Consider the following 24,241-nt stretch of genomic DNA (forward strand, 5'->3'; position numbering starts at 1 on the left):
CCCCCCCCCCCCCCCCCCCCAGGCTCACACCACCGGATGCACCTATGGCACTCATTACCTACCTCGCGGAAGACAACCAGACCATTCTCGACAACCTGATCGAGACACTGGAGGAGATTGCCGATGTCAAGGTCGCGGCGCATGCCGTGACTCAGGCCGAAGCGACCCATTGGCTGACGCTTCAGGACGGCAAATGGCATTTGGCCATCGTCGACCTCTTTCTAAAGGAAGGCAGTGGTTTCGGTGTGCTGGCAGGTTGCCGCAACCGGGAGCCCTATCAGAAGGTTGTGGTGCTGACCAACTACGCCACGCCGGATATCCGCAAGCGGGCCTGCGAGCTGGGCGCCGATGCGGTGTTTGACAAGGCGACCGAACTGGACGCCCTGTACGCCTACTGCACAGAGCAGACAGTGAACATCAGCCAGGAAGATGTCCGGGAGGCCCAGCGCGAGGCCATCGCACTTCATGCCCCATCGATTCTGGCTACCTGACCCTGCGGGGGAGACAAGATACCGTTCATCGGTTTTGTGCGCTATCGCACATACAAAACGCGCTAAACCGCCTACTATTTACGGCTGGCCCGACGCCTCTGCCAGAGGCGCCGCTCGAAGCCATGATTGCTTCGGAGCTATTATTGATCGCCGTTTCCGCCGACCCGAAAAAAAACCAATTGCTGGCCGCCTTGCCGGATACCGAATGGGCGCGCTGGTTGCCCCAGCTTGAATGGGTAGATTTGCCCCTGGGCCAGGTGCTGTACGAATCAGGCAGCACCCTGAGCCATGTTTATTTTCCAACAACGGCCATTATTTCCCTGCTGCATGTGCTGGAAAATGGTTCATCGGCCGAGATTGCTGTTGTCGGCCATGAAGGGCTGGTCGGTATCTCGCTGTTCATGGGGGGCGAATCCACACCCAGCCGGGCTGTGGTGCAAAGTGCCGGAAAGGGCTTAAGGCTGCCCGCGCAGGCCATCAAGGACGAGTTCAAGCGCGCACCCGTGCTGCACTTGCTGCTGCGTTACACCCAGGCACTGATCACACAAATGTCGCAAACCGCCGTGTGCAACCGGCACCACACGCTGGACCAGCAGTTGTGCCGTTGGCTGCTGCTGAGCCTGGACAGGCTGCAAGGCAGCGAGCTGGTGATGACGCAGGAGTTGATCTCCAACATGCTGGGCGTGCGCCGGGAAGGTGTGACCGAAGCGGCGCTGCAGTTGCAGGCGTCGGGGCTGATTCGTTACGCACGCGGCCGGATCTCGGTGCTGGACCGACCGGGCCTGGAAAGACGCACCTGCGAGTGTTATGGCGTGGTCAAAAAAGAGTACGACCGGCTGCTGCCAGAGAAGACGGCAGCGTAGCAAAGCGCCTTTGCACACGGTGAAGTGATGTAAGTAAGCGCATACTGAGGCACCGGTTTGAACTGGTTCCGACAGTAGCGCGGCTCGATCTTGTCCCCGCTCAGGGGTGCGCTACCCCACCGGAGAGGCTGCATGGCCCAAGTCGAAAACCACCTGATTAAACGCCTCCCGCGCAACGACCGACACCACCTCCTGGCCGCCTGTGAACCGGTGCAATTGACACTGTCAGACGTTTTGTGCGAGCCCGGCAAACCGACCCGCCACGTTTATTTTCCGACCGATGGTTTTATCTCTCTGGTGACCTTGGTTGAAGGCAGTCCGGGGGTGGAAGTCGGCATGGTGGGCCGCGAAGGCATGTTGGGCGCCCAGCTTGTGCTCGGCGTTGCACAGGCCCCCTGGCGCGCGCTGGTGCAAGGCCAGGGTTCTGCCTGGCGCATCAGCACGGCGGCCTTCAAGCGCGAGCTGGCGCTGAGCCCGGCGCTGCAGCGCAGCCTCAAGCACTACCTGTACGTGCTGATGGCGCAGCAGGCCGCATCGGCCGGTTGCCTGCGCTTTCACCTGATCGGGCAGCGCCTGGCGCGCTGGCTGCTGATGAGCCAGGACCGGGCGCACTCGGACAGCTTTCATGTCACGCATGAATTTTTGGCCTATATGCTGGGCATGCGACGCGTCGGTGTGACGTCCGCTGCCAGCGCCATGCAACGGGCCGGCTTGATCGAATACCGCCGCGGAGAACTGACGGTGCTCAACCGCCCCGGACTCGAGGCTGCGGCCTGCGCCTGTTACGCCGCCGACCTGCGGACCTACGCGCAACTGCTGGGTTAAACCGTGCCTTGGCGCGACAGCGTGTTACGAATTTTTTCACGTTACGCACCCTACAAGCAAAACGGGGCGCAAATGCCACAGATTCAGGGCCATGCGGATTTAACCGTGCGCTAGCGCACCGACGATGCGCTAAAGAGACTTTACAAACAGGGAAAGGCGTACGGCGACAGCACGGCAAACGTCCCGCAGAAACAGCTTGATCACAAAGGCTGCGTCCAGCCCACCCTGTTGAAAACGAGGACCGCACTATGGCATTTATTGTTGACCCAGGCCACGGCATGTCGGCTGCTGGTATATCCATGGCCAGCAAGCTGCCCGAATTTGGCGTCAGGCTGGGCGGGCGGGCGCCATTCAACAGCGCTGGTTTCAACGGCATGGCGGCAGTGCCTGCTGCGCACAGCGGTCAGGACCAGGGTCCAAATAATGACCCAGCACCTGCCTCTCTTGCATACCCCCTTCACGCGCCTGTGACGCCGTCGGGCCAGCAACTCACTATCGAAGCCGAGGACTGGGACATGATGTTTGACGCGGTACGGTCCAGACTGCTGCGCACTGTGGGCCAGCGCCTGGGCGAACTGCCGAAGGTACCCGCGCATTCGGCGACGCTTTCGGCCAGCCTGGTGCAGGCCGTGGTGCTGGACTGCGTCACCGAAATGGACAAGTTGCACGCCGCCTTGAAGCGCGAACGCAGGCAACGTCTGACACCCTGACGGGCTTTCTGGGCTAGTAGCGCCTTCCGCAGCGCGTGTTAGCTTGCATTTCATGCAACCGTCCACCCCTTCTCAGCGCAAGCGCGCGCTGTCCAGCCATGCGCCTGGCGACCTTGGTCCGGCGTCTGCCACACTGACGCTGCTGGAGCGGGCCACAGGCGCAGGCACCTGGACACTGGCGCTGCCGCAGCGCCAATTGCTGTTGAGCGCGCAACTGGCCAGCTTGCTGGAGCTGCCTGCCACGCCGGCAGCCGACTGGGAGCGCTTCCCCGAGATTTTCGCCCCCGGTTCACGTGAGCGCATGGCCCAGGTACTGCAGGCATGCCTGAATGGCGGCACGGCTTTTGACGAGGAAGTGCAAGTTGTCACCGCGCGTGGCCAGTTACTCTCGGTGCGCGCGCTGGGCGAGGCCGTGCACGATGGGTCGGGCGCATGTGTGCATCTCTCCGGCGTCGTCAAAGACCTCAGCGCAAAAAAGCACGCCGAGCAGGAAACTCAAAGCCTGACCATGCGGCTGGGCACGACACTGGCCAGCATCACCGACGCATTCGTCACGCTGGACCGGGACGGCCTGCTGACCTATGTCAATCCCGAGAGCGAACGCCTGCTTCGCCTTGAAAGCCGGGAGCTGCTGGGCCAGCCCATCTGGGCAGTACTGGACAACAACGGGCGAGGTCCCTTGCGCCAAAGCTTGGTGGCGGCACTTGCAAGCTCCACCCGCCTGGAGTTTGAAGTCTTCTGCGCGGCGCCCGGAAAATGGCTGGAATTGCGGACCTACCCCTTTGCGGAGGGGCTGGCCGTGTACCTGCGCGATGTCAGCGAAAGACGCCAGTCGCAAGAGCAATTGTTGTTGCTGCAAACCAGCATCTCGCGGCTCAATGACATTGTGCTGATCACCGAGGCCGGCGCTATAGACGCACCAGGCCCCTACATCGTGTTTGTCAACGACGCGTTTGAAAGGCACACCGGCTACAGCCGGGCCGAGGTGGTTGGCAAGACGCCGCGCCTGTTGCAGGGCCAGCGCACGCAGCGCGTCGAGCTCGACCGCATCCGGCTGGCCTTGCAACAGGCGCAGCCGGTGCGCGCAGAGTTGATCAACTACAAAAAAGACGGCACCCCGTTCTGGCTTGAGCTGGACATCGTGCCTGTTGACTACTTCAACCGGGGGCTCACGCACTGGGTCGCCGTGGCGCGCGACATCACCCAGCGCAAGGCCTCCGAGGAAGAAATCGAGCACCTGGCCTTTTACGATGCGCTGACGCAACTGCCCAATCGCCAGTTGCTGATGAGCAACCTGCGCCTGGCCCTGTCGCACAAAGAAAACCCCGACAAGAACGGGGCGCTGATGTTCATCGACCTGGACAACTTCAAGGTGCTCAACGACACCCGCGGGCATGCCACCGGCGACCTGCTGCTGCAAAAAGTGGCGGCCCGCCTGAACGGCTGCGTGCGGCTGCGCGACACCGTGGCCCGGCTGGGCGGCGATGAGTTTGTGATCTTGCTCGAAGACCTGGGCGACGATCCCCAAATCGCTTTGACCAAGGCAAAAATTGTCGGTCAGAAAATCCTGGATGCGCTTTGCGAGCCCTGCGACCTTGCCGGCTACGACTACGACGGCACCTGCAGCATCGGCATCACCTTGTTCAACCAGCATCAGCAAAACGTGACCGACCTGCTCAAGCAGGCCGACCTGGCGATGTACGAGGCCAAAGCAGAGGGGCGCAACGCTATCTGCTTTTTCGATCCCGCCATGCAGGCCGTCGTCACCGCCAACGCGGCACTGACCTCCGAGCTGAGGCAAGGCCTGCGCAACCAGGACTTTGTGCTGCACTACCAGCCGCAGGTCGGGCGCGAAGGAGGCATGGTGGGCGTTGAAGCCTTGGTGCGCTGGCAGCACCCGCAGCACGGTCTGGTGGCGCCTGACAGCTTTATCACGCAGGCCGAAGACAGTGGACTGATCCTGCCGCTGGGCCAATGGGTTCTGGAAACCGCCTGCACCCAGCTCGCCGCCTGGGCCGGGCGCGCCGAAACCGAGAAGTTCAGCATCGCGATCAATGTAAGCGTGCGCCAGTTCCGCCACCCCGAGTTTGTGGAGATGGTCATGAAGGCCGTCGAGCAAGCGGGTATCAGCGCGCACCATCTCAAGCTGGAGCTGACCGAGAGCCTGCTGGCCAAGGACATGGACGTGACGATTGCCAAGATGGGAATTTTGAAAAATGCCGGTGTGACGCTGTCCATCGACGACTTCGGCATCGGGTATTCGGCGCTGTCATACCTGAAATACCTGCCGCTGGACCAGCTCAAGATTGACCGCAGTTTTGTCAAGGACGTGTTGACCGACCCCAATGATGCAGCGATTGCACGCACCATCATCGGCCTGGCACAAAGCCTGGGCCTGGGCGTGATGGCCGAGGGGGTGGAAACCGAAGCCCAGCGCGACTTCCTGGCGCGCCACGGCTGCCATTGCTACCAGGGCTACCTGTTTAGCAAGCCGTTGCCGATTGAGGAGCTGGAAGTGTTTATCCAGCGCCTGCCGCAGACTTCAAGCTGAGCAGACACCGGTGTGGAGTCATCACCGGCCACCTCGATCGTCCGGAGGAACTCAGCCCCCAGTCAGCAAAGCCGCATTGCCACCCGCCGCCGTGGTGTTGACCGTCACCGTCTGCTCGGCGCAGAAACGGACCAGGTAGTTGGGGCCGGTGCCGCTCAGCCCTTCGCCGCCGAAGGGCTGCACGCCGACCACCGCGCCAATCATGTTGCGGTTGATGTAGATGTTGCCGACCTGGGCGGCAGCAGCCAGCGCCTGGGCGCGCGAGTCGATGCGTGTCTGGATACCCAGTGTGAGTCCGTAGCCGAGGGCGTTGATCTGGGCGATCACCGCCGCTGGCTCGCCGTGCCAGCGCACGATTTGCAGCACCGGGCCGAAAATTTCGTGTTTGACGTCGCTGACACTGCCGATCTCGAAGGCCGTCGGTGTAATCAAATTTGCTATTAAATCAGGAGCTGCTTGTGCTCTTCTGGTATGGGCTGGAGGCACTTTCGATGCTGCCTTCAGGCCTTGCAGATGTTTGCCGATGTTGTCAAAGGCCGCACGGTCTATCACCGGACCCACGTCGGTGGCGAGGTCGGCCGGGTCGCCCACAATCAGCGCCTGCACCGCGCCCTTGAATCATGGCTATCACCTTGTCGGCAATGCTGTCGTGCAAACACAGCAGACACAGCGCCGAGCAGCGCTGTTCGGCCGAACGGAACGCGCTTTGCACCACCGCATCAGCCACCTGCTCGGGCAAGGCGCTGCTGTCGACCAGCATGGCGTTGATGCCGCCGGTCTCGGCAATCAGCTGAGTGATGGGGCCGTCCTTGGCGGCCAGGGTCCGGTTGATGATTCTGGCGACCTCGGTAGAGCCGGTAAACACCACACCGGCCACACCCGGCGCTGCCACCAGCGCGGCGCCCACCGTTTCACCGGGGCCGTGGACCAGTTGCAGCGCGCCTTCGGGCACGCCGGCAGCAGTAACAGCCTGACCGCTTCCCAGGCCACGCCCGGGGTCTGCTCGGCCGGTTTGGCCAGCACGGTATTGCCGGTGGCCAGGGCTGCGGTCACCTGGCCCATGAAGATGGCCAGCGGGAAATTTCACGGACTGATGCACACCCAGGGGCCGCGCGCAGTCGGCCGCAGCGTGTTGGTTTCGCCCGTGACGCTGTGTGTCACTCCCTGGCTCTGGCCTGGCAAGGCGAGGGGCGCCATGATACGTTCGGCCTCATTGGCGTAGTAACGCAGGAAATCAATCGCCTCGCGCACTTCCGACACCGCATCACCCCAGGTCTTGAAAGCCTCTTTGACCAGCAGCGCGCAAAAGCGCGCCATCTGCTGCTGCAGCGCGTCTGCCGCGCGGCGCAGACTGGCGGCACATTCGGTCACGTCCAGTTCGCTCCATTTTTGATAGCTGCTTGCGCTTATGGATAAAGGGCCAGCGACCAATTTGGCATCAAACTCCGGGCCACGGGCAGGTGGGTGCTCGCCAGCGCGGCCAGCAGCGGCGCACGCATGCTCTCGACCGTGAGGTCCAGCCCCTCGCTGTTAGGGCGGCCGGGGCCGTACAGGGCTGGCGGCAAGGGCAGCGACGACTCGGGCTCCATGTGCAGGGGTGAAGTCAGCAGCAGGTCCGTGCCGACCGACTCGTCGGCGAGCTGGTGCACAAACGACGAGTTGGCCCCGTTTTCCGGCAGGCGGCGCACGAGGTAAGCCAGCGAGTCGCGGTGCGACCCCACGGGCGCGCAAACGCGCACCGGAATCTCCCACGCATGCAAGGACTCAGCTCCTCCCCCTGCAGAGGGAAGCTGGGAGGGGGGAGCGTCAATGCACCCCGAAGGGGTTTCCGCGAGTTTTCGCGGTAGACCCCCTCGCCCATGCCGTGCAGCCGCTGTAATACCAAAGATGATGCGACCCCCACATTCGTCACTTCGTGTACGTCACTGCCCCCCGAGGGGGCTGTGCTTGCTTGGGGCGGCCCCGCGCGGCGCACGTCCGCATGACGGGATGCCACCTGAATAATCGCCGTGATGATGCCAGTGTTGTAGCCGGCAAACTGCGGGTAGACCGCATCGGGTGCGGCCAGCAGAATCTGTGCGCAGGCCAGGTAAGACACGTCGGTGTGGTGCTTGTGCGTGAACACCGGGTAATGCGGCAGGCCCAGCTCCTGCGCGCGCTTGATTTCAAAATCCCAATAGGCGCCCTTGACCAGCCGGCACATCAGGCGCAGCTTGTGGGTGCGGGCGATGGCGATCACGTGCCCGACCAGATCCAGCGCCCGGGTCTGGTAAGCCTGCAGCGCCAGGCCGAAACCGCGCCACTGCGGATGCTGCCCGGCCACCAAAGCGGCCAGCGCTTCAAACACATCGAGCGACAGCTCCAGCCGGTCCGCCTCTTCGGCGTCGATGGTGAGCTTGATGTTGGCGCGCGCAGCCATTTCACACAGGCCCCAGACGCGCGGCACCAGCTCGGCCATCACGCGCGCATGCTGGGCGTCCTCATACCGCGGGTGTAATGCGCTGAGCTTGATGGAAATGCCATCATTTTTCTCGCAAGCCCTTTCCGCGCATGCGCAAATTGCTATTGATTTAATAGCGTTTGTATAACTGGCCAGGTCGGCCAGCGCGTCGGCATCGGTGCGGGCGCCGGCTCCACCGCGTTGTCCGCCGAGCTGGGCGACACCGGAGCCGGTGTGACGATTTCGCAGGTGGTGCCGTTTCCCTACACACCCTCCTTGGCCGTGGTGCGCGAATACCAGCAGCGCATGACCGAAGCCGGCAACACGGACTTTGACTTCTCCAGCATGGAGGGGTTTCTGGCTGCCAAGGTGTTTGTCGAAGGCTTGCGCCGGGCCGGCAAAACACTGACCCGCGAGAGCCTGGTGACCGGCCTGGAGTCCATGCGCGACGTGAACATGGGCGGTTTCAGCGTCAACTACAGTCCGAAAAACCACGAAGGCTCGCGTTACACCGACTTGACCATCATCGGACGCGGCGGACGTTTCGTGCGCTGATTTTTCCGTAGGACAGCCATGACACACTTTTATCCCGTCGTTTGATCGCGCCCTGCGCCTGTATCGCCGGCCTGTTGATCGCGCACCCGCCGGCCCTGGCTCAAAGCACCAAACCCGGCTTGTGGGAGATCAACCACAAGATGGGCGGTTCGGCCGAGATGGACCAGGCCATGGCGCAGATGCAGCAGCAGATGGCCGGCATGCCGCCGGCGCAGCGCAAGCAGATGGAGGACATGCTGGCCAAACAAGGCATGAGCATGGGCCCCAGCGCGGGCGGCGGCATCAGCATGAAGGTCTGCATGACCAAGGAGATGGCCGAGCGCAACGAGATGCCGCAGGCACTGCAGGGCGACTGAAAAAGTACCGCCTCGCCGCGTGTAGGCAACACCCAGAAGATTAGTTTCGTCTGCACCCAGCCGCCGGCCAGCGGTGAAGGGCAGATCACCTTCACCAGCAACGAGGCCTACACCATGAGACTGGTGACGACCGTCACGGTCAAGGGCAAGCCCGAAAAGATGACGCTGGACGGTTCAGGCAAGTGGCTCTCCGCCGACTGCGGTGCGGTCAAGCCCATGAATAGCCCCCACGGTCGCTCACTGCGTGTAGCTCCCGAGGCCTTGCAGGCCGCGGCTCGCGAGACGCTTCGCCTCTGTCGCCTGTCCAAAGCTGCTCAAGCAGCTTTGGAGCCGCAGGCGCCAGCCCCTCGGGGCCGCTGCGCCTGCGGACTGGCAGAGCCAGATCCGCGGCCCCTGCTTGAAAGAGAAATTCCCACAGTCGCTTAAGCGTGGGGCCTAACGGACGCCAAAGATGGCGGTGCCGACCCGCACCATGGTGCTGCCCGCATGGATGGCGGCTTCCAGGTCGGCCGTCATGCCCAGCGACAGCGTGTCCATGGGTTGCGGCAACACACCCGTCTTGTTTATTTGATCAAAAAGAGTTCTGGCCCTTTGGTGCAGGGCGCAAGCAGCTATGAAATCAGGAGCGGGTTCGGGAATCGACATGAGGCCGCGCAACTGCAACCGGGGCAGACGCGCCACCTCTGCGGCCAGCACCTGCGCCTCTTCTGGGGACACACCGGCCTTGGTCAATCCGCCGTCGATGTTGACCTGCAGGCAGATCTGCAGCGGCGGCAGATGCGCCGGCCGCTGCTCGCTCAGGCGCTGCGCAATCTTCAGCCGGTCCACCGACTGCACCCAGTCGAAATGCTCGGCCACCAGCCGCGTCTTGTTGCTTTGGATGGGGCCGATGCAGTGCCATTCTGGAGGGCTGGAGAGGGGCCCCGCCAAAGGCGGGGATCGTAACCCGGAAGAATGGCTGGAATCCAACAGCCGAAGGCCATCGGCTTCCCATTCGCGAACCGCAAGAATCTTCTCAACGCCCTCCTGAACATAGTTCTCGCCGAACGCGCTTTGCCCCCCGGAGATCGCCTCAATCACCGCATCCGGGCCGAAGGTCTTGGACACGGCCAGCAGCCGCACGCTGGCAGGGTCGCGCCCGGCCGCGACGCAAGCCGTGGTTATACGGTCACGCACGGCTTGGAGCTTGTCAACAATCATGGTCATAATCCGACTGTAAACTTAAGAGGGATTCCCGGGATGGACATTACCCAACTGCTGGCTTTCAGCGTCAAGAACAAGGCGTCCGATCTGCATTTATCGGCCGGCTTGCCGCCCATGATCCGGGTCCACGGCGATGTCCGGCGCATCAACGTCGATCCGCTGGACCACAAACAGGTCCACTCCATGGTGTACGACATCATGAACGACACCCAGCGCAAGAACTATGAAGAGTTCCTGGAGATCGACTTCTCCTTCGAGATCGACGGCCTGGCGCGCTTCCGGGTCAATGCCTTCAACCAGAACCGCGGTGCGGGCGCCGTGTTCCGGACCATTCCCTCCAAGATCCTGACCCTGGAGCAGCTCAACGCGCCCAAGATCTTTGGCGACCTGGCGATGAAGCCGCGTGGCATGGTGTTGGTCACCGGCCCAACCGGCTCCGGCAAGTCGACCACGCTGGCGGCCATGGTCAACTACCTCAACGAAACCGAATACGGCCACATCCTGACGGTGGAAGACCCAATCGAGTTTGTGCACGAATCCAAGAAGTGCCTGATCAACCAGCGCGAGGTCGGCCCGCACACGCTGAGCTTCAGCGCGGCGCTGAAATCCGCCCTGCGCGAAGACCCGGACGCCATCCTGGTCGGCGAGATGCGCGACCTGGAAACCATCCGCCTGGCCATGACGGCCGCCGAAACCGGCCACCTTGTGTTCGGCACACTGCACACCTCGAGCGCGGCCAAGACCATTGACCGGATCATCGACGTGTTTCCGGCCGAAGAAAAAGACATGATCCGCGCAATGTTATCCGAGTCACTGCAGGCCGTGATCTCGCAGACCCTGTGCAAGACCAAGGACGGCCAGGGCCGCGTCGCTGCGCACGAGATCATGCTGGGCACCAGCGCCATCCGCAATTTGATCCGCGAGGCCAAGGTGGCGCAGATGTATTCATCGATCCAGACCGGCAACAGCGTGGGCATGCAGACGCTGGACCAGAACCTGACCGATCTCGTCAAGCGCAATGTGATCTCGGCAGCCGAGGCCCGGGGCAAAGCCAAAATTCCGGAGAATTTTCCCGGCTAGATGGAAAACCTGCAGATCGGCGAAATGCTGTGCAGCCGCCCGCTTGCGAAGTAGTCAATTGGAGAAAAAATGGAACGCGACCAGGCCAGTAAATTCATCAACGACCTTCTCAAATTGATGGTCAGCCGCAACGGCAGCGATTTGTTCATCACCGCGGAGTTTCCGCCGGCCATGAAGGTTGATGGCAAGGTCACCAAGGTGTCGCCGCAGCCGCTCAACGCCAGCCACACGCTGGCCCTGGCCCGCGCGATCATGAACGACAAACAGGCGGCCGAGTTCGAGCGCACCAAGGAATGCAACTTCGCGATCTCGCCGCCCAGTGTTGGCCGCTTCCGTGTCAACGCCTTCATCCAGCAGGGCAAGGTCGGCATGGTGATGCGGGTGATCCCGGCCGTGCTGCCGACCATCGATGGTCTGGGCGTGCCGCAGGTGCTCAAGGACGTGGTGATGTCCAAACGCGGCCTGTGCATCCTGGTGGGCGCCACCGGCTCGGGTAAATCGACCACGCTCGCGGCCATGGTGGACTGGCGCAATGAAAAGTCCTTTGGCCACATCATCACCATCGAAGACCCGGTGGAGTTTGTGCATCCACACAAAAACTGCGTGGTCACGCAGCGCGAAGTAGGCCTGGACACCGACAGTTGGGAAGCCGCGCTGAAAAACACACTGCGCCAGGCGCCCGACGTGATTTTGATGGGCGAGGTACGCGACCGCGAGACCATGGAACACGCCGTTGCTTTTGCCGAAACCGGCCACCTGTGCCTGTGCACCCTGCATGCCAACAGTGCCAACCAGGCGCTGGACCGCATCATCAACTTCTTCCCGGAAGAACGCCGCGCTCAGTTATTGATGGACTTGTCGCTCAACATGAAGGCCATGATCTCGCAGCGCCTGGTGCCCAAGCAGGACAGCAAGGGCCGCGTGGCCGCTGTGGAAATCATGCTGAACACGCCCTTGATTTCCGACCTGATCTTCAAGGGCGAGGTTTCCGAAATCAAGGAGATCATGAAGAAAAGCCGCAACCTGGGCATGCAAACCTTTGACCAGGCGCTGTTCGACGCCTTCGAAGCCAACACGATCACTTACGAGGACGCGTTACGCAACGCCGACTCGGTCAACGACCTGCGGCTGCAGATTAAGCTCAACTCGCAACGCGCGAAGACGCAGGACCTGGCAGCCGGCACCGAAAACATGGCCATCATTTAGGGCTACTGCGCGGGCTTGATGCGTCGTTGCGCGGTGCTCGCCATCCTCACGTACCTGAAGTACGTTCCGGTGGCTGTGCGCCGCACGCCTCGCCTGAAGCCCGCTCGCTACGCCCTTCCCTCCATTCCATCAGCAACCACCTCATGAACAGCACCAACCCCAAGACTTACGAACCCGCTCCCTCCCGCAAAGTCGCCTTTCTCGGTCTCGGCGTCATGGGTTACCCGATGGCCGGCCACCTCGCGCTGGCCGGCCACAGCGTCACCGCCTACAACCGGACCGCTACAAAATCAATAGCATGGTGCGCTGAGTACACAGGGGCTGGAGCCCCAAAGCATGCCTCAACACCGCGAGAGGCTGCAGAAGGTGCCGAGATCGTGTTTTGCTGTGTCGGCAACGACGACGACTTGCGCGGCGTGACGATGGGCAAGGACGGCGCTTTTGCCGGCATGCAGCCGGGCGCGATTTTTGTGGACCACACCACGGCGTCGGCCGATGTGGCGCGCGAGCTGTATGCGGCGGCACAAGCGCTCAAACTGCAGTTTGTCGATGCGCCAGTCTCGGGTGGCCAGGCCGGTGCGCAAAACGGCGGCCTCACCGTCATGTGCGGCGGCGATGCGCCCGCCTTCGACGCCGTCAAACCGACCGGCATGGCATTTTCGAAAGCCTTCACGCTGATGGGCGCCAGCGGCGCCGGTCAGCTCACCAAAATGGTCAACCAGATCTGCATCGCCGGCCTGGTGCAGGGGCTCAGCGAAGCCATCGCCTTTGGCCAGAAGGCAGGGCTGGACATGAACCAGGTGCTGGAGGTTATCGGCAAGGGCGCGGCGCAAAGCTGGCAGCTCGACAACCGGGGCAAGACCATGGTGGCCGACAAGTTCGACTTCGGTTTTGCGGTGGACTGGATGCGCAAGGACCTGGGCCTGGTGCTGGACGAAGCCAAAAACAACGGCGCCCGCCTGCCGGTCACCGCGCTGGTGGATCAGTTCTACGCCGATGTGCAGGCCTTGGGCGGCCAGCGCTGGGACACTTCCAGCCTGATTAAAAGACTGAGATAGAGCCCCCACGTTCGCTCACTGCGTGTAGCTCTCTGCCCCCCGAGGGGGCGCTGCGCCTGCGGGCCGGCAAAGCCGGACCCGCGGCCCCTGCTTGATTGAAGAGTTTCCCGCTCTCTCCGTCACTTCCAGGTCGGATGGCACGCACAAAGAAAGCCGGCTCGCAGCCGGCTTTCTTTGGCAATGGCGCTGCTCAGGAGCGCGGCGCAGGCGCCGGTTTGGCTGTCGGCGGCAGCAGACGCTGCATCTCTTCTTCGCTGATGATCTCCAGAATGCGCACAACCTTCTGCACACCACGCGCGCCGCGGGCGATGTCGGTGGCGCGGTCGGCCTCGCGCTGGGTCACGCGGCCCATCAGATACACCGTACTACGCTCAGTCACCACCTTGAAAGCGCTGGCGTAGAGATCCTTGGCGTCGATCAACAATGCCTTGACCTGGCCCGTGATCAGCACGTCCGAAGAACGCTGCACCAGCGAGGGGCTGTCGATGATGGCCAGTTCATTGACCACGCCGTTGACATTCTCGACACGTGAGACCACCTGTTCGACCAGCTTCTTGTCGTTCTCGTTGAGCACCTCGCCGGTCAGCAGCACCTGGCGGTTGTAGCTGGTCACGCTAACGCGCGCGCGGCTGCCGATGTTGTCGCGCAGACGGGCCATCGCGCGCAGCTCGATGCCTTCGTCTTCAAGCTGGGCGCCAGAGGTGCGGCGATCCATCGCGACCAGCACGCCACCCGCCGCGCCGCCCAGTAGCAGCGGAAAGCAGGCAGTCAGGGAGGTGCCGAGTAAAGCGGCGGCGCAGGCCGTCAGAAGCAGGCGTTTGAAGGGGTTTGTTTTGGGCGTTGATTTCATCAAGGACTTTCCTGGTCACCAAGTAATTGGGCATCCACGCCGTCACAAATGCAGTGAAGGGCCAGCAGATGGACTTCCTGAATACGTGCCGTGCGGTCATGCGGCACGCAGATATGCACATCGGTCTCGCGCAGCGCCGAAGTCATCTTTCCGCCGCCTTTGCCGGTCAGCGCCACCACGGTCATCTCGCGTTCGTGCGCAGCCTCAATCGCCGCCAGCACATTGGCCGAATTGCCACTGGTGCTCAGTGCCAGCAACACGTCGCCGGCACCACCGAGCGCCCGCACCTGCTTGGAAAAAATCACGCTGAAGTCGTAGTCGTTGGCGATGGCCGTGAGGATGGAGCTATCAGTGGTCAGCGCAATCGCACCGAGTTCAGGCCGTTCACGCTCAAAACGCCCGACAAACTCGGCCGCGAAATGCTGGGCGTCGGCGGCCGAGCCGCCATTGCCGCAGGCCAGCACCTTGCCACCACTGGTGACGCTGGCCAGGATGGCCTGCACCGCAGCAGCGATGGGTTTGGAAAGGATTTGTGCGGCCTGGTATTTCAGGTCGGCGCTGTCGATGAAGTGCTGTTCAATGCGTTGTTCAAGCATGGGGCAATGATACCGGTTCAAACATTTCAAAATCACGCCCGCCGGCCCCGAGGCCGCGCTGCGCAATGCATGGTTACAAAATGGGGGCGTCTGCGACGATGACAAGAACCGCAGGCGTCAATCGGCATCAAAAGCTCCGCGCAACCATTCGACGGTCATCACGCCCCGCGAGCCCGCCTCGCCCTCCACCAGCACCACATCAAAGCGGCACGGCGGCGGCGTTGAAAAACGCATCAGGTAGTGGCGCGCCGCAAAAATGATGCGCCTGCGCTTGGTGGCGCCTATGCTGGCACCGGCGCCACCGTGCGAGCTGCTTGTGCGCTGGCGCACTTCGACAAACACCAGCGTGCCGTCGGGCGCGCGCATGATCAGGTCCACCTCACCGCCGCCGCGACCGGGCGTCCGATAATTGGCCTGTACCAGCGTCAGCCCGGCGCGCACCAGGTGCGCCTGGGCCAGCAATTCGGCGGCGTCACCCAGCCGCTTGGTGGTAATCTGGCCGGGCTGATTTTCCGTCCCGACCGCGCTGGCGCCGCCACCGGGCTCTTTTGCAAGCTGTTTTCTGGAAAACCACATTGAATGCTTCCTTCGACCTGGCACTGCCTGCCGCGCGCGCCGCGGCGGGCATGCAGCATTATCCCGAAGCCGCGCTGTATGTGGTGGCCACGCCCATTGGCAACCTGTCCGACATCAGTCTGCGCGCCCTGCATGTGCTGCAACTGGTACACGCCATCGCCTGCGAGGACACCCGCCACACACAAACCATGTTGCGCCAGTACGGCATCGACAAACCCCTGCTGCCGGTGCATGAGCACAACGAAGCGCAGGCTGCCGGCGGCGTGATTGAACGCCTGCAACGCGGTGAACGGGTCGCTTATGTCAGTGACGCCGGCACACCCGCCGTTAGCGACCCTGGCGCGCGTCTGGTGGCTGCCGTGCGGGCCGCCGGGCTGGCGATCTTGCCGCTGCCTGGCGCCAGCAGCGTGACGGCCGCCCTGAGCGTGGCTGGCATCAGCGGCGATACGAGTTTTGTCTTTGCCGGCTTTCTGCCGTCCAAAGCGGCCGAACGCGACCAGGCTGTGCTGGCGCTACAGGCCGACACCCGCGCCGTCGTCATCCTCGAAGCACCGCACCGCATCGAGGCGCTGGCGCGCGCCATGGCAGCGCTGGGGGCAAGACAAGTGACGGTAGGTCGGGAGCTGACCAAGCAGTTCGAGGAAATCGCCACAGTGGCGGCGCAAGACTTCAGCGCCTGGCTGGCGGCAGGTAGCCAGCGCACCCGCGGCGAGTTCGCGCTGGTGCTGCATCCGGCAGATGAGCCAGAGGCTGCCGACGACGGCCACCGGGTGCTGCAACTGCTGCTGGCGGAGTTGCCCCTCAAAACCGCCGTCAAGCTGGCGGCCGACATCACCGGCGCACCGCGCAATGAGCTGTATGAAGCGGCGCTGGCATTGAAAAAAGCCTGACGGCCGCTGCGCCGACCTTCCGCGTCAAGGCGTATCGACCACCATGCTCGGGCGCTCTTCCACGCCAGCGTGTGCTTTCTGAACCACCTGAGCCCCGTCGAGGTAAATCCAGTAAAACATGTCCTGCATGCCATACCAGCGGTAGGTCAGGATGTCACCATTCCACGAGCCCACCCGCCCGATCAACGCAGGCCGGCCAAACTCACGCAGCACATCAGCCTGGGTCCACTTGCCGGGCTCGATACGCCCGAAATCCTTTTCGGTCAGCACCTGGCGCACACTGCCGACGCGGCCAGCGGCATCCAGGTCCACCATGAAGGCGAACTGGCCGCCCGGCTGACCGGAGTATTGCAAGCGTGTGCCCGGCCGCAGGTCAATGACAGCGCTGGGCGGGCCCATGGTGGAGACCACTTCTTCACGCGACATGCCGGGCTTGACGGAGCCGATGGGGAAAACGGCGCAGCCACCCAAACAGAGCGCGGCGAAGGCAAGGAGCAGGGTTTTGAAGGTTGTCATGGAAGGTGTCCTTGTTGGAAGTGCAGCGCGTCCGGCGCATGAGAAGAAGCTTTGTCGGCTGTCTGCAATGTTTATACAGGGCTCGCCCCCTTGCAGAGACTCTGGATTGCGGTGACAGGTTCCCGGCGGCGAGAATATCCCTCATGGACAAACCGCATGCCCCCGCTACCGACAGAAATAGCGAGCCGATTCTGGAGATCCTGCGCGAGCGTTTTGCCGACCGCCACGAGGTGCTGGAAATCGGCAGCGGCACCGGCCAGCACGCGGTGTATTTTGCGTCGGCCCTGCCCTGGCTGCGCTGGCAGGCTTCCGATGTCGCCGCTAATTTGCCGGGCATCCGGCTCTGGCTGGACGAAGCCAGCCTGGCCAACACCCCGCCGCCCGTCGAAGTGGACATGCGCAAGCCCTGGCCCGACATCCCTTTTGACGCGGTTTTCAGCGCCAACACCCTGCACATCATGGGCTGGCCCGAAGTTCAGCAGCTTTTTGCTGAACTCGCGCGGCGCATGCCGGCAGGCGGGCTGCTCATGGTGTACGGGCCCTTCAATTACGGCGGGCAATTCACCAGCGACAGCAATGCGCGTTTTGATACCTCGCTGCGCGCCGGCAACCCGGCCAGCGGGCTGCGTGGTTTTGAAGAAGTGAACGCACTGGCAGCAAGCGCCGGGCTGGCGCTACTCGGAGACCGTGCCATGCCGGCCAACAACCGCTGCCTGATCTGGCAGCGCAGCGCGGCTCAGCGCGGTTAAAGCGCGCGGGAAAGGCGCTTGCCGAAACGCGTTGAGTAACGCACTCCGGCATCGAGTTCTTCGACCTGGACATGCGCGGGACGGTTGGCGTACACCTCGGCCTTGAGCCAGTCACACTCGGCTTGCAACGCAGCCTCATCGCCGAGGCGGGTGTGCCACACCCGGTTCGTGCCGTCCCAGCGATAAGCCCTGGCCTTGAGCAAGTCCTTGGCGTCAAACGGCGCGGCCGTCGCCTGTAGCCGGTAGCTGGGTTGGCCAAAAGCGGCGAGCAGGCAGGCCAGTCCGGTCGTCCCCGAGGGCAACGGGCTGGCAAGCACCGCGAGCAGGGCGTGGCAATCCATTTCGGCGCGGTGCGCGTCATAAAACCAGCCCAGTTCCAGGGCGAGTTGCGTGAGCTTGGCCGAGCTGCACCCTTCTTTTTTCCAGTCCAGGTCGGCAAAGGAGCAGGCCCAGGGAAGCTGCGCGAACTGGGCCAGGCGGGCTTCGGCAAAGGGCCGGTCAAAGCCGGCGTTGTGGGCCAGCACCAGGTCGGCGCTGCCCAACAGGGCAGCCACCCGTTGCTCGTCGAGCCGCCGGCCGCGCACCATCGCGTCATTGATACCGGTCAGCGCCTGGATCTCCGCCGGTATGGACATCCCCGGGTCTTCCAGGCCGTCATAAATCTCGACGCGGCCGGTTGGCAAACCAGTCGCGGTTTCAACATCAACGCCGAGCAAAGCCAACTCGATGATGCGGTCGCGCGAAGCATCCAGGCCGGTTGTTTCGGTGTCCAGGATCAACACGCGGGTGACCGGGCCGGTTGCCTGGTGCGCAAACTGCGTCACCACCGGCAAGCGCCGCAATACGCGGTAGTCGGCATGGCTGTCGAGCAGACGCGCCATGGCTTCAGGCGCCAGCGCAATCGCTGGCGTATCGGGAGGGGTGGTTCGGGTTTTGCGGGAGGGGCGGGATGGCAGCGGCGCCGTCGCTGCGTCCTCGAAGCCGAAACCAAGCTGGCCGGAAACCGGGACGTGAGTGTCTGCCTCGTTCATGGTGACCTTCAGGCGATGTCTCACGCGAAGCCTAACCGTGCCGCTTTTGGAAGCATAACTGTGCCGCAGTGCATAAACGTCAATCACGAAGGCCACGTACTGCCAGCCTTGCCAGGTTGAAACTGGACTTGACCCGCTTTCGTAGACATATTTCAGCTTCCAGTGCGAAGCTGCTCGAATGCCAGCGGGCTCAGCAGGTCAAGATGAGTGTACCTGCGTACTCGATTGTAGAAACTCTCGATGTAATCGAACACGTCTGACTTGGTATCGTCGCGTGACGGGCAGATCTGCCGTTTGATTCTTTCCTTCTCCAGACTGCTGAAGAAGGATTCAGCCACCGCGTTATCCCAGCAGCTACCCCGCCGGCTTATACTGGGCAGCAAGGCGTTGTCCTTGCACCAACGGTTGAAGTCATCACTGGCAAACTGGCTGCCCTGGTCCGAATGAATGATCACCTCGGCCTTGGGCCTTCTGCGCCACACCGCCATGGTCAGGGCATCGAGGACCAGCTCCGTAGCCATCGTGGGCTTCATCGACCAGCCCACGACGGTCCGCGAGTACAGATCAATCACCACGGCCAGATACAGCCAGCCTTCATAGGTTCGAATGTAGGTGATGTCGGTGACCCAGACCTGGTCGGGTTGCCCGACCGTGAACTGGCGCTGCAGCCGATTGGGTGCAGCCACACCAAGCTTGCCTGCCCGGTAGCGGGGCCGCTTGTAGCCTCGCACCGAGCGCAGCTTGGCAGCCTGCATGAGTCGGGCAACGCGCTTCTTGCCGCACAGCACACCAGCTTCCCGCATATCCCGATGAATGCGTGGACTGCCGTAGATGCCGTCGCTGTCTTCAAACGATTTCTGTATGGCCACCGTCAAGACTTCATCGGCCTGGGCTCGCAGCGACTTCGGTGTGGCCTTCCAGGCGTAGTAGCCGCTGCGCTGCACCCGTAGCACCCGGCACATGCTCTTGAGGCGAAACTGTCCGTGGTGCTCGGCCATGAATGCGTACCTCACCCGGACACTTTGGCAAAGTACGCGGCGGCCTTTTTTAGAATATCGCGCTCCTCACTGGTGCGCTTGAGTTCGGCTTTGAGCCGGGCAATTTCACTTTTCAGCAAGGCGGCCTCACCGCTGCCAGCACCTTGCCGCTCCTTGGCTTGCCGGACCCAAAGGTATAGGCTTTTATCCGATACCCCGAGCCGGCCGGAAACCTCCACCACGCCGTGGCCCCGTTAAATGACTTGCTTGACTGCCTCAGCCTTAAATTCGGCTGTGTAGCTCACTTTCTTCATGACTTGCTATCCTTTTCAATTTCGACCTTATCAGGTGTCTATTGAAACGGGTCAAGTCCAGTCTTCTTTTAAACAGGCACTACGGAAATATCTGCCGCATTAATTGCCGGAATACCAACCAAAACAGCTACATTGACGGCCGCTCCGATACCAGTTCCGTCCGCATCAAAAGATAATTGGCCGGAGCCGGTGTTGTACAGGAACTGGGCTGAGCCCGTGTTGGCCACCGGCGCTGCTCCAGAGACGAAACTGCCCGCTGCCAGCGTGCCGAGCGCCATGTTGGCAAAGCCGCTGCTGACGAGCTGCAGCTTGTCCACACTGGTTGCAAAGTCAGTGATCGTGTCATTGCCCTGCGATGAGTTCGCGAAGCGGAACAGATCCTGACCCAGACTCCCCGTCAAAGTATCGTTGCCCGCACCACCTTGCAGCACGTCGTTGCTAACAGTGCCATACAGGATGTTGTTGCCAGCGCCGCCAGTCAGCAGATCGCCCGTGGCCAAGCCGTCCACTATGGCCCAGTCCAGATTGGTCTGTGGCGCTACCGCTTGCACGGTGGCGTTGTTGCCGGACTTCCAGATGGTGTCTGCACCAGTGGCGATGTTGCGCCACAGAATGTCGGCCTTGCCGTCTCCGTCGAAGTCGCCTGTGCCAGTGACTGTCCAGTTCTGATCGGGCAGTGCCGCTACCGCTTGCACGGTGGCGCTGTTGCCGGACTTCCAGATGGTGTTGGCTCCGCTCGAGCTGTTGCGCCACAGGATGTCGTCTTTACCGTCTCCGTCGAAGTCACCGGTGCCGGTGACTTTCCAGTTCTGATCGGGCAGTGGCGCTACCGCTTGCCCGGTGGCGTTGTTGCCGGACTTCCAGATGGTGTTGGCTCCGCTCGAAGTGTTGCGCCACAGAATGTCGTCTTTGCCGTCTCCGTCGAAGTCACCGGTGCCGGTGACTTTCCAGTTCTGGTCGGGCAGTGCCGCTACCGCTTGCACGGTGGCGCTGCTGCCAGACTTCCAGATGGTGTTTGCTCCGCTCGAGCTGTTGCGCCACAGAATGTCGCTCTTGCCGTCTCCGTCGAAGTCGCCGGTGCCGGTGACTTTCCAGTTCTGATCGGGCAGTGGCGCTACCGCTTGCACGGTGGCGTTGCTGCCGGACTTCCAGATGGTGTCTGCTCCCGTAGCAGTATTGCGCCACAGGATGTCGCTCTTGCCGTCTCCGTCGAAGTCGCCGGTGCCGGCAATCTTCCAGTTCTGGTCGGGCAGTGTCGCTACCGCTTGCACGGTGGCGTTGTTGCCGGACTTCCAGATGGTGTCTGCTCCCGTAGCAGTATTGCGCCACAGGATGTCGCTCTTGCCGTCTCCGTCGAAGTCAGAGCTGGCCGACTTGAGGAGCATGCTGGTGTCGCTGAAGGTGAGCTTCTCGATATTGCTCAAGGTGTCTGCCCCGTCAGCTCCGCCAGCTACCGTGTAGCCGGTCAGGGTCTTTGTGATGGTGTAGGCCGATTTCACGCCGCTGTACACCGCCGTGTCAAACCCGGCACCACCATCCACCGTGTCGTTGCCTGTGCTGCCCGTTAGGGTGTCATTGCCCGCACCACCTTGCAGCACGTCGTTGCTAACAGTGCCATACAGGGTGTTGTTGCCAGCGCCGCCAGTCAGCAGATCGCCCGTGGCCAAGCCGTCCACTATGGCCCAGTCCAGATTGGTCTGTGGCGCTACCGCTTGCACGGTGGCGTTGTTGCCAGACTTCCAGATGGTGTCTGCACCAGTGGCGATGTTGCGCCACAGAATGTCGGCCTTGCCGTCTCCGTCGAAGTCGCCTGTGCCAGTGACTGTCCAGTTCTGATCGGGCAGTGCCGCTACCGCTTGCACGGTGGCGCTGTTGCCGGACTTCCAGATGGTGTTTGCTCCGCTCGAGCTGTTGCGCCACAGGATGTCGTCTTTACCGTCTCCGTCGAAGTCACCGGTGCCGGTGACTTTCCAGTTCTGATCGGGCAGTGGCGCTACCGCTTGCCCGGTGCCGCTGTTGCCGGACTTCCAGATGGTGTTGGCTCCGCTCGAAGTGTTGCGCCACAGAATGTCGCTCTTGCCGTCTCCGTCGAAGTCACCGGTGCCGGTGACTTTCCAGTTCTGATCAGGCAGTGCCGCTACCGCTTGCACGGTGGCGCTGCTGCCAGACTTCCAGATGGTGTTTGCTCCGCTCGAGCTGTTGCGCCACAGAATGTCGCTCTTGCCGTCTCCGTCGAAGTCGCCGGTGCCGGTGACTTTCCAGTTCTGATCGGGCAGTATCGCTACCGCTTGCACGGTGGCGTTGTTGCCGGACTTCCAGATGGTGTTGGCTCCGCTCGAGGTGTTGCGCCACAGGATGTCGCTCTTGCCGTCTCCGTCGAAGTCGCCGGTGCCGGCAATCTTCCAGTTCTGGTCGGGCAGTGTCGCTACCGCTTGCACGGTGGCGTTGTTGCCGGACTTCCAAATGGTGTCTGCTCCCGTAGCAGTATTGCGCCACAGGATGTCGCTCTTGCCGTCTCCGTCGAAGTCGGAGCTGGCCGACTTGAGGAGCATGCTGGTGTCGCTGAAGGTGAGCTTCTCGATATTGCTCAGGGTGTCTGCCCCGTCAACTCCGCCAGCTACCGTGTAGCCGGTCAGGGTCTTGGTGATGGTGTAGGCCGATTTCACGCCGCTGTACACCGCCGTGTCAAACCCAGCACCACCATCCACCGTGTCGTCGCCCGCGCCGCCTTCGAGCCGGTTGCCGCCGGCGTCGCCCGTGAGGCTGTCGTTAAAGGCCGAGCCACGGACATTTTCGATGTTGCTCAAGGTGTCGGTGCCGCCGTACCCGTCAGCCGCAGCCGTACCGGTGGCCAGGTTGACCGTGACGCCAGCGGTGGCGAATTGGTACTCCATTCTGTCCACGCCGCCCTTGCCATCGATGATGTCGTTACCCTCGCGACCCTCGAACGACTCAAATACGCCGGTATCGCTGCCCGTCAGGGTGTCGTTGAAGGCCGACCCACGTACAGCCTCAATGTTGATCAGGGTGTCAGTTCCGCCCAGACCATCGCTGGCCGTGCCGATGCTGGTCCCGCCCAGCGTGACATTGGCGCCAGAGGTGCTGCTCTGATAGTCTGCCCGGTCATAGCCCGCACCACCGTCGATGGTGTCGTTGCCGGCATGTCCCATGAACAATTCGAATCCATCGGTCGCCCCGCTGCCGTTGGCTGCGTTTCCACCAGTGAGTACATCGTTGAAGTTGGAGCCGCGAATACCTTCTATGTTGCTCAAGGTGTCCGTGCCGCCCAGGCCGTCACTGGCTATGCCGGTTGTCAGGTTGACGTTGACGGCCGCCGTGGCCGAGTCGTAGCGCACTATGTCGATGCCGCCAGCGCCGTCAATGTTGTCGTTACCCGCGCGACCTTCGAACTGTTCGGTCAGGCTGCTGTTGGAGCCCACCAGCAGGTCGGCAGAGTTGCTGCCCGTGACCATATTGATATTAATCAGTGTGTCATTGCCCGCCGCTCCGCTGGCGGTGCCCAATGCCAGGTTTACGGTGACAGAGCCACTCGCTGACGCATAGCTGGTCCGGTTGGCGTTCTGCTGGAGGACGGTGTCGATGACGCCGCCGTCGATGATGTCGTCGCCCAGACCGCCTTCAAACTGCTCAAACATGTTGGCTGTCGTCGAGCCCGTCAGCACATCGTTGTAGTTGGAGCCGGTGACAAAGTTGATGTTCACCAGGGTGTCGGTGCCGCCCATCCCATCCTGCGCAACGCCGCTTTGCAGGTTGACATTAACAGCTCCCGTGGTGCCTGAGTAGCTGACGATGTTCAGATCGGCGTAGTTGACACGGTCCAGAATGGCACCGCCGTCGAAGGTGTCATCGCCTGTACCCCCGAACAAGGTATCCCGCCCGCCCTCGCCCAGCAAAGTGTCGTTGCCGCCGCGCCCTTCCAGGACGTTCGCATTGGCGTCTCCGGTAATCGAATCATTGAAGTCCGAACCATTGACGTTTTCTATGCCGGACAGGGTGTCATTTCCGGCACCGCCTGTGACCACACCCGTGGTCAGGTTGGCGACGATGGCAGCGCTGGTGTCGCTGAAGAAATAGTCGGCGGTGTCGACGCCATCGCCACCGGCCAGCGAATCGTCACCCGAGCCACCGGTCATGTAGTCATTTCCATCACCGCCTACAAGGGAGTCGTTGCCGGCATGGTCGCGCAATCGGTCATTTCCCGCGCCGCCTTCCAGGGTGTCGTTGCCGCCGCGTCCTTCCAGGAAGTTCGCATTGGCGTCCCCGGTGATCAGGTCGTCGAAGTCAGAACCATTAACATTTTCTATGCCTGACAGGCTGTCATTTCCGGCACCGCCTGTGACCACACCCGTGGTCAGGTTGGCGACGATGGCAGCGCTGGTGTCG

21 protein-coding genes and 5 pseudogenes are annotated in these 24,241 nt (G+C 62.3%); 13 read left to right on the top strand and 13 right to left on the bottom strand.

What is annotated here, in order from left to right:
• Positions 1-44 precede the first annotated feature (44 nt).
• The 5 genes from IEX16_RS17520 (at position 45) to IEX16_RS17540 (ending at position 5,440) form a co-directional block, all read left to right on the top strand.
• The gene (locus IEX16_RS17520) at positions 45-491 is read left to right on the top strand and encodes a response regulator (protein WP_188709766.1); all 447 of its coding nucleotides are present in this window, start codon (positions 45-47) and stop codon (positions 489-491) included.
• 122 nt (positions 492-613) lie between these two features.
• Positions 614-1,354 carry a Crp/Fnr family transcriptional regulator gene (locus IEX16_RS17525; protein WP_188709767.1) on the top strand — a complete coding sequence of 247 codons (741 nt, stop codon included), beginning with the start codon at positions 614-616 and terminating at the stop codon, positions 1,352-1,354.
• 132 nt (positions 1,355-1,486) lie between these two features.
• The gene (locus tag IEX16_RS17530) at positions 1,487-2,179 is read left to right on the top strand and encodes a Crp/Fnr family transcriptional regulator (RefSeq protein WP_188709768.1); all 693 of its coding nucleotides are present in this window, start codon (positions 1,487-1,489) and stop codon (positions 2,177-2,179) included.
• Positions 2,180-2,427: 248 nt separating this feature from the next.
• A complete protein-coding gene (locus IEX16_RS17535; RefSeq protein ID WP_188709769.1) occupies positions 2,428-2,889 on the top strand; it encodes a hypothetical protein in 462 nt (153 codons plus the stop codon).
• 52 nt (positions 2,890-2,941) lie between these two features.
• Positions 2,942-5,440, top strand: a complete 2,499-nt coding sequence (locus IEX16_RS17540) for a bifunctional diguanylate cyclase/phosphodiesterase (RefSeq protein WP_188709770.1) — start codon at positions 2,942-2,944, stop codon at positions 5,438-5,440.
• Positions 5,441-5,491: 51 nt separating this feature from the next.
• Here IEX16_RS17540 and IEX16_RS20385 read toward each other — a convergent pair whose 3' ends face one another.
• The 5 genes and pseudogenes from IEX16_RS20385 to IEX16_RS20405 form a co-directional block, all read right to left on the bottom strand.
• Positions 5,492-6,046, bottom strand: coding sequence for an aldehyde dehydrogenase family protein (locus tag IEX16_RS20385; protein ID WP_229676411.1), 555 nt, complete (start codon positions 6,044-6,046; stop codon positions 5,492-5,494).
• Positions 5,970-6,871 (bottom strand): annotated as a pseudogene (locus IEX16_RS20390) (aldehyde dehydrogenase family protein). Before IEX16_RS20390 ends, IEX16_RS20385 begins: the two are co-directional and overlap by 77 nt.
• Positions 6,847-7,089, bottom strand: coding sequence for a hypothetical protein (locus IEX16_RS20395; protein ID WP_188709771.1), 243 nt, complete (start codon positions 7,087-7,089; stop codon positions 6,847-6,849). The pseudogene IEX16_RS20390 and the gene IEX16_RS20395 overlap by 25 nt, the downstream one beginning before the upstream one ends.
• A gap of 45 nt (positions 7,090-7,134) precedes the next feature.
• Positions 7,135-7,179: pseudogene (locus IEX16_RS20400) on the bottom strand (hypothetical protein); the annotation flags it as partial.
• A 299-nt stretch (positions 7,180-7,478) separates the two neighbouring features.
• Positions 7,479-8,183, bottom strand: a pseudogene (locus IEX16_RS20405) (proline dehydrogenase family protein); the annotation flags it as partial.
• Between IEX16_RS20405 and IEX16_RS20140 the strand changes: the two are divergent.
• From IEX16_RS20140 to IEX16_RS20325, 3 genes and pseudogenes are all read left to right on the top strand, one after another.
• Positions 8,082-8,435: an ABC transporter substrate-binding protein gene (locus IEX16_RS20140; protein WP_229676413.1), complete on the top strand. Its 354-nt coding sequence runs from the start codon at positions 8,082-8,084 to the stop codon at positions 8,433-8,435. The pseudogene IEX16_RS20405 and the gene IEX16_RS20140 sit on opposite strands and share 102 nt — an antisense overlap.
• A gap of 41 nt (positions 8,436-8,476) precedes the next feature.
• Positions 8,477-8,791, top strand: coding sequence for a hypothetical protein (locus IEX16_RS20320; protein WP_308421371.1), 315 nt, complete (start codon positions 8,477-8,479; stop codon positions 8,789-8,791).
• A gap of 27 nt (positions 8,792-8,818) precedes the next feature.
• Positions 8,819-9,217 (top strand): annotated as a pseudogene (locus IEX16_RS20325) (DUF3617 domain-containing protein); the annotation flags it as partial.
• A gap of 9 nt (positions 9,218-9,226) precedes the next feature.
• Here the strand turns inward: IEX16_RS20325 and IEX16_RS17565 are convergent.
• On the bottom strand, positions 9,227-9,997 hold the full coding sequence (locus IEX16_RS17565) for a YggS family pyridoxal phosphate-dependent enzyme (protein WP_188709772.1): 771 nt from the start codon (positions 9,995-9,997) through the stop codon (positions 9,227-9,229).
• Positions 9,998-10,030: 33 nt separating this feature from the next.
• Between IEX16_RS17565 and IEX16_RS17570 the strand changes: the two genes are divergently transcribed.
• The 3 genes from IEX16_RS17570 (at position 10,031) to IEX16_RS17580 (ending at position 13,338) form a co-directional block, all read left to right on the top strand.
• Positions 10,031-11,074, top strand: a complete 1,044-nt coding sequence (locus IEX16_RS17570; protein ID WP_188709773.1) for a type IV pilus twitching motility protein PilT — start codon at positions 10,031-10,033, stop codon at positions 11,072-11,074.
• Positions 11,075-11,143: 69 nt separating this feature from the next.
• Positions 11,144-12,280 (top strand): PilT/PilU family type 4a pilus ATPase, encoded by a 1,137-nt coding sequence (locus tag IEX16_RS17575; protein WP_188709774.1) that lies wholly within the window; start codon positions 11,144-11,146, stop codon positions 12,278-12,280.
• 143 nt (positions 12,281-12,423) lie between these two features.
• Positions 12,424-13,338 (top strand): NAD(P)-dependent oxidoreductase, encoded by a 915-nt coding sequence (locus IEX16_RS17580; RefSeq protein WP_188709775.1) that lies wholly within the window; start codon positions 12,424-12,426, stop codon positions 13,336-13,338.
• Positions 13,339-13,528: 190 nt separating this feature from the next.
• Here the strand turns inward: IEX16_RS17580 and IEX16_RS17585 are convergent, their stop codons facing one another.
• From IEX16_RS17585 to IEX16_RS17595, 3 genes are all read right to left on the bottom strand, one after another.
• Complete coding sequence (locus IEX16_RS17585) at positions 13,529-14,188, bottom strand: BON domain-containing protein (RefSeq protein ID WP_188709776.1); 660 nt, start codon at positions 14,186-14,188, stop codon at positions 13,529-13,531.
• Positions 14,188-14,784, bottom strand: a complete 597-nt coding sequence (locus IEX16_RS17590; protein WP_188709777.1) for a phosphoheptose isomerase — start codon at positions 14,782-14,784, stop codon at positions 14,188-14,190. Before IEX16_RS17590 ends, IEX16_RS17585 begins: the two co-directional genes overlap by 1 nt.
• Before the next feature lie 117 nt (positions 14,785-14,901).
• Entirely contained in the window at positions 14,902-15,360 is a 459-nt protein-coding gene (locus tag IEX16_RS17595) for a YraN family protein (RefSeq protein ID WP_188709778.1), read from the bottom strand.
• Between the two features lie 50 nt (positions 15,361-15,410).
• On the opposite strand from IEX16_RS17595, the gene rsmI reads away from it, so the two are divergent.
• A complete protein-coding gene (gene rsmI / locus IEX16_RS17600) occupies positions 15,411-16,250 on the top strand; it encodes a 16S rRNA (cytidine(1402)-2'-O)-methyltransferase (protein ID WP_188709792.1) in 840 nt (279 codons plus the stop codon).
• A 24-nt stretch (positions 16,251-16,274) separates the two neighbouring features.
• Here rsmI and IEX16_RS17605 read toward each other — a convergent pair whose 3' ends face one another.
• Entirely contained in the window at positions 16,275-16,766 is a 492-nt protein-coding gene (locus IEX16_RS17605) for a hypothetical protein (RefSeq protein WP_188709779.1), read from the bottom strand.
• A gap of 143 nt (positions 16,767-16,909) precedes the next feature.
• Between IEX16_RS17605 and IEX16_RS17610 the strand changes: the two genes are divergently transcribed.
• Positions 16,910-17,515: a DUF938 domain-containing protein gene (locus tag IEX16_RS17610; RefSeq protein ID WP_188709780.1), complete on the top strand. Its 606-nt coding sequence runs from the start codon at positions 16,910-16,912 to the stop codon at positions 17,513-17,515.
• Here the strand turns inward: IEX16_RS17610 and IEX16_RS17615 are convergent.
• The 3 genes and pseudogenes from IEX16_RS17615 to IEX16_RS17625 all read right to left on the bottom strand — a co-directional run.
• The gene (locus IEX16_RS17615; RefSeq protein WP_188709781.1) at positions 17,512-18,546 is read right to left on the bottom strand and encodes a 3'-5' exonuclease; all 1,035 of its coding nucleotides are present in this window, start codon (positions 18,544-18,546) and stop codon (positions 17,512-17,514) included. The two genes, IEX16_RS17610 and IEX16_RS17615, sit on opposite strands and share 4 nt — an antisense overlap.
• 152 nt (positions 18,547-18,698) lie before the next feature.
• A pseudogene (locus tag IEX16_RS17620) lies at positions 18,699-19,837 on the bottom strand (IS3 family transposase).
• Between the two features lie 68 nt (positions 19,838-19,905).
• A partial coding sequence (locus tag IEX16_RS17625; protein WP_188709782.1) for a beta strand repeat-containing protein occupies positions 19,906-24,241 on the bottom strand: 4,336 nt, incomplete at its 5' end.

It is taken from the genome of Polaromonas eurypsychrophila (assembly GCF_014641715.1).
GTDB classification, from domain to species: Bacteria; Pseudomonadota; Gammaproteobacteria; order Burkholderiales; family Burkholderiaceae_C; genus Polaromonas; species Polaromonas eurypsychrophila.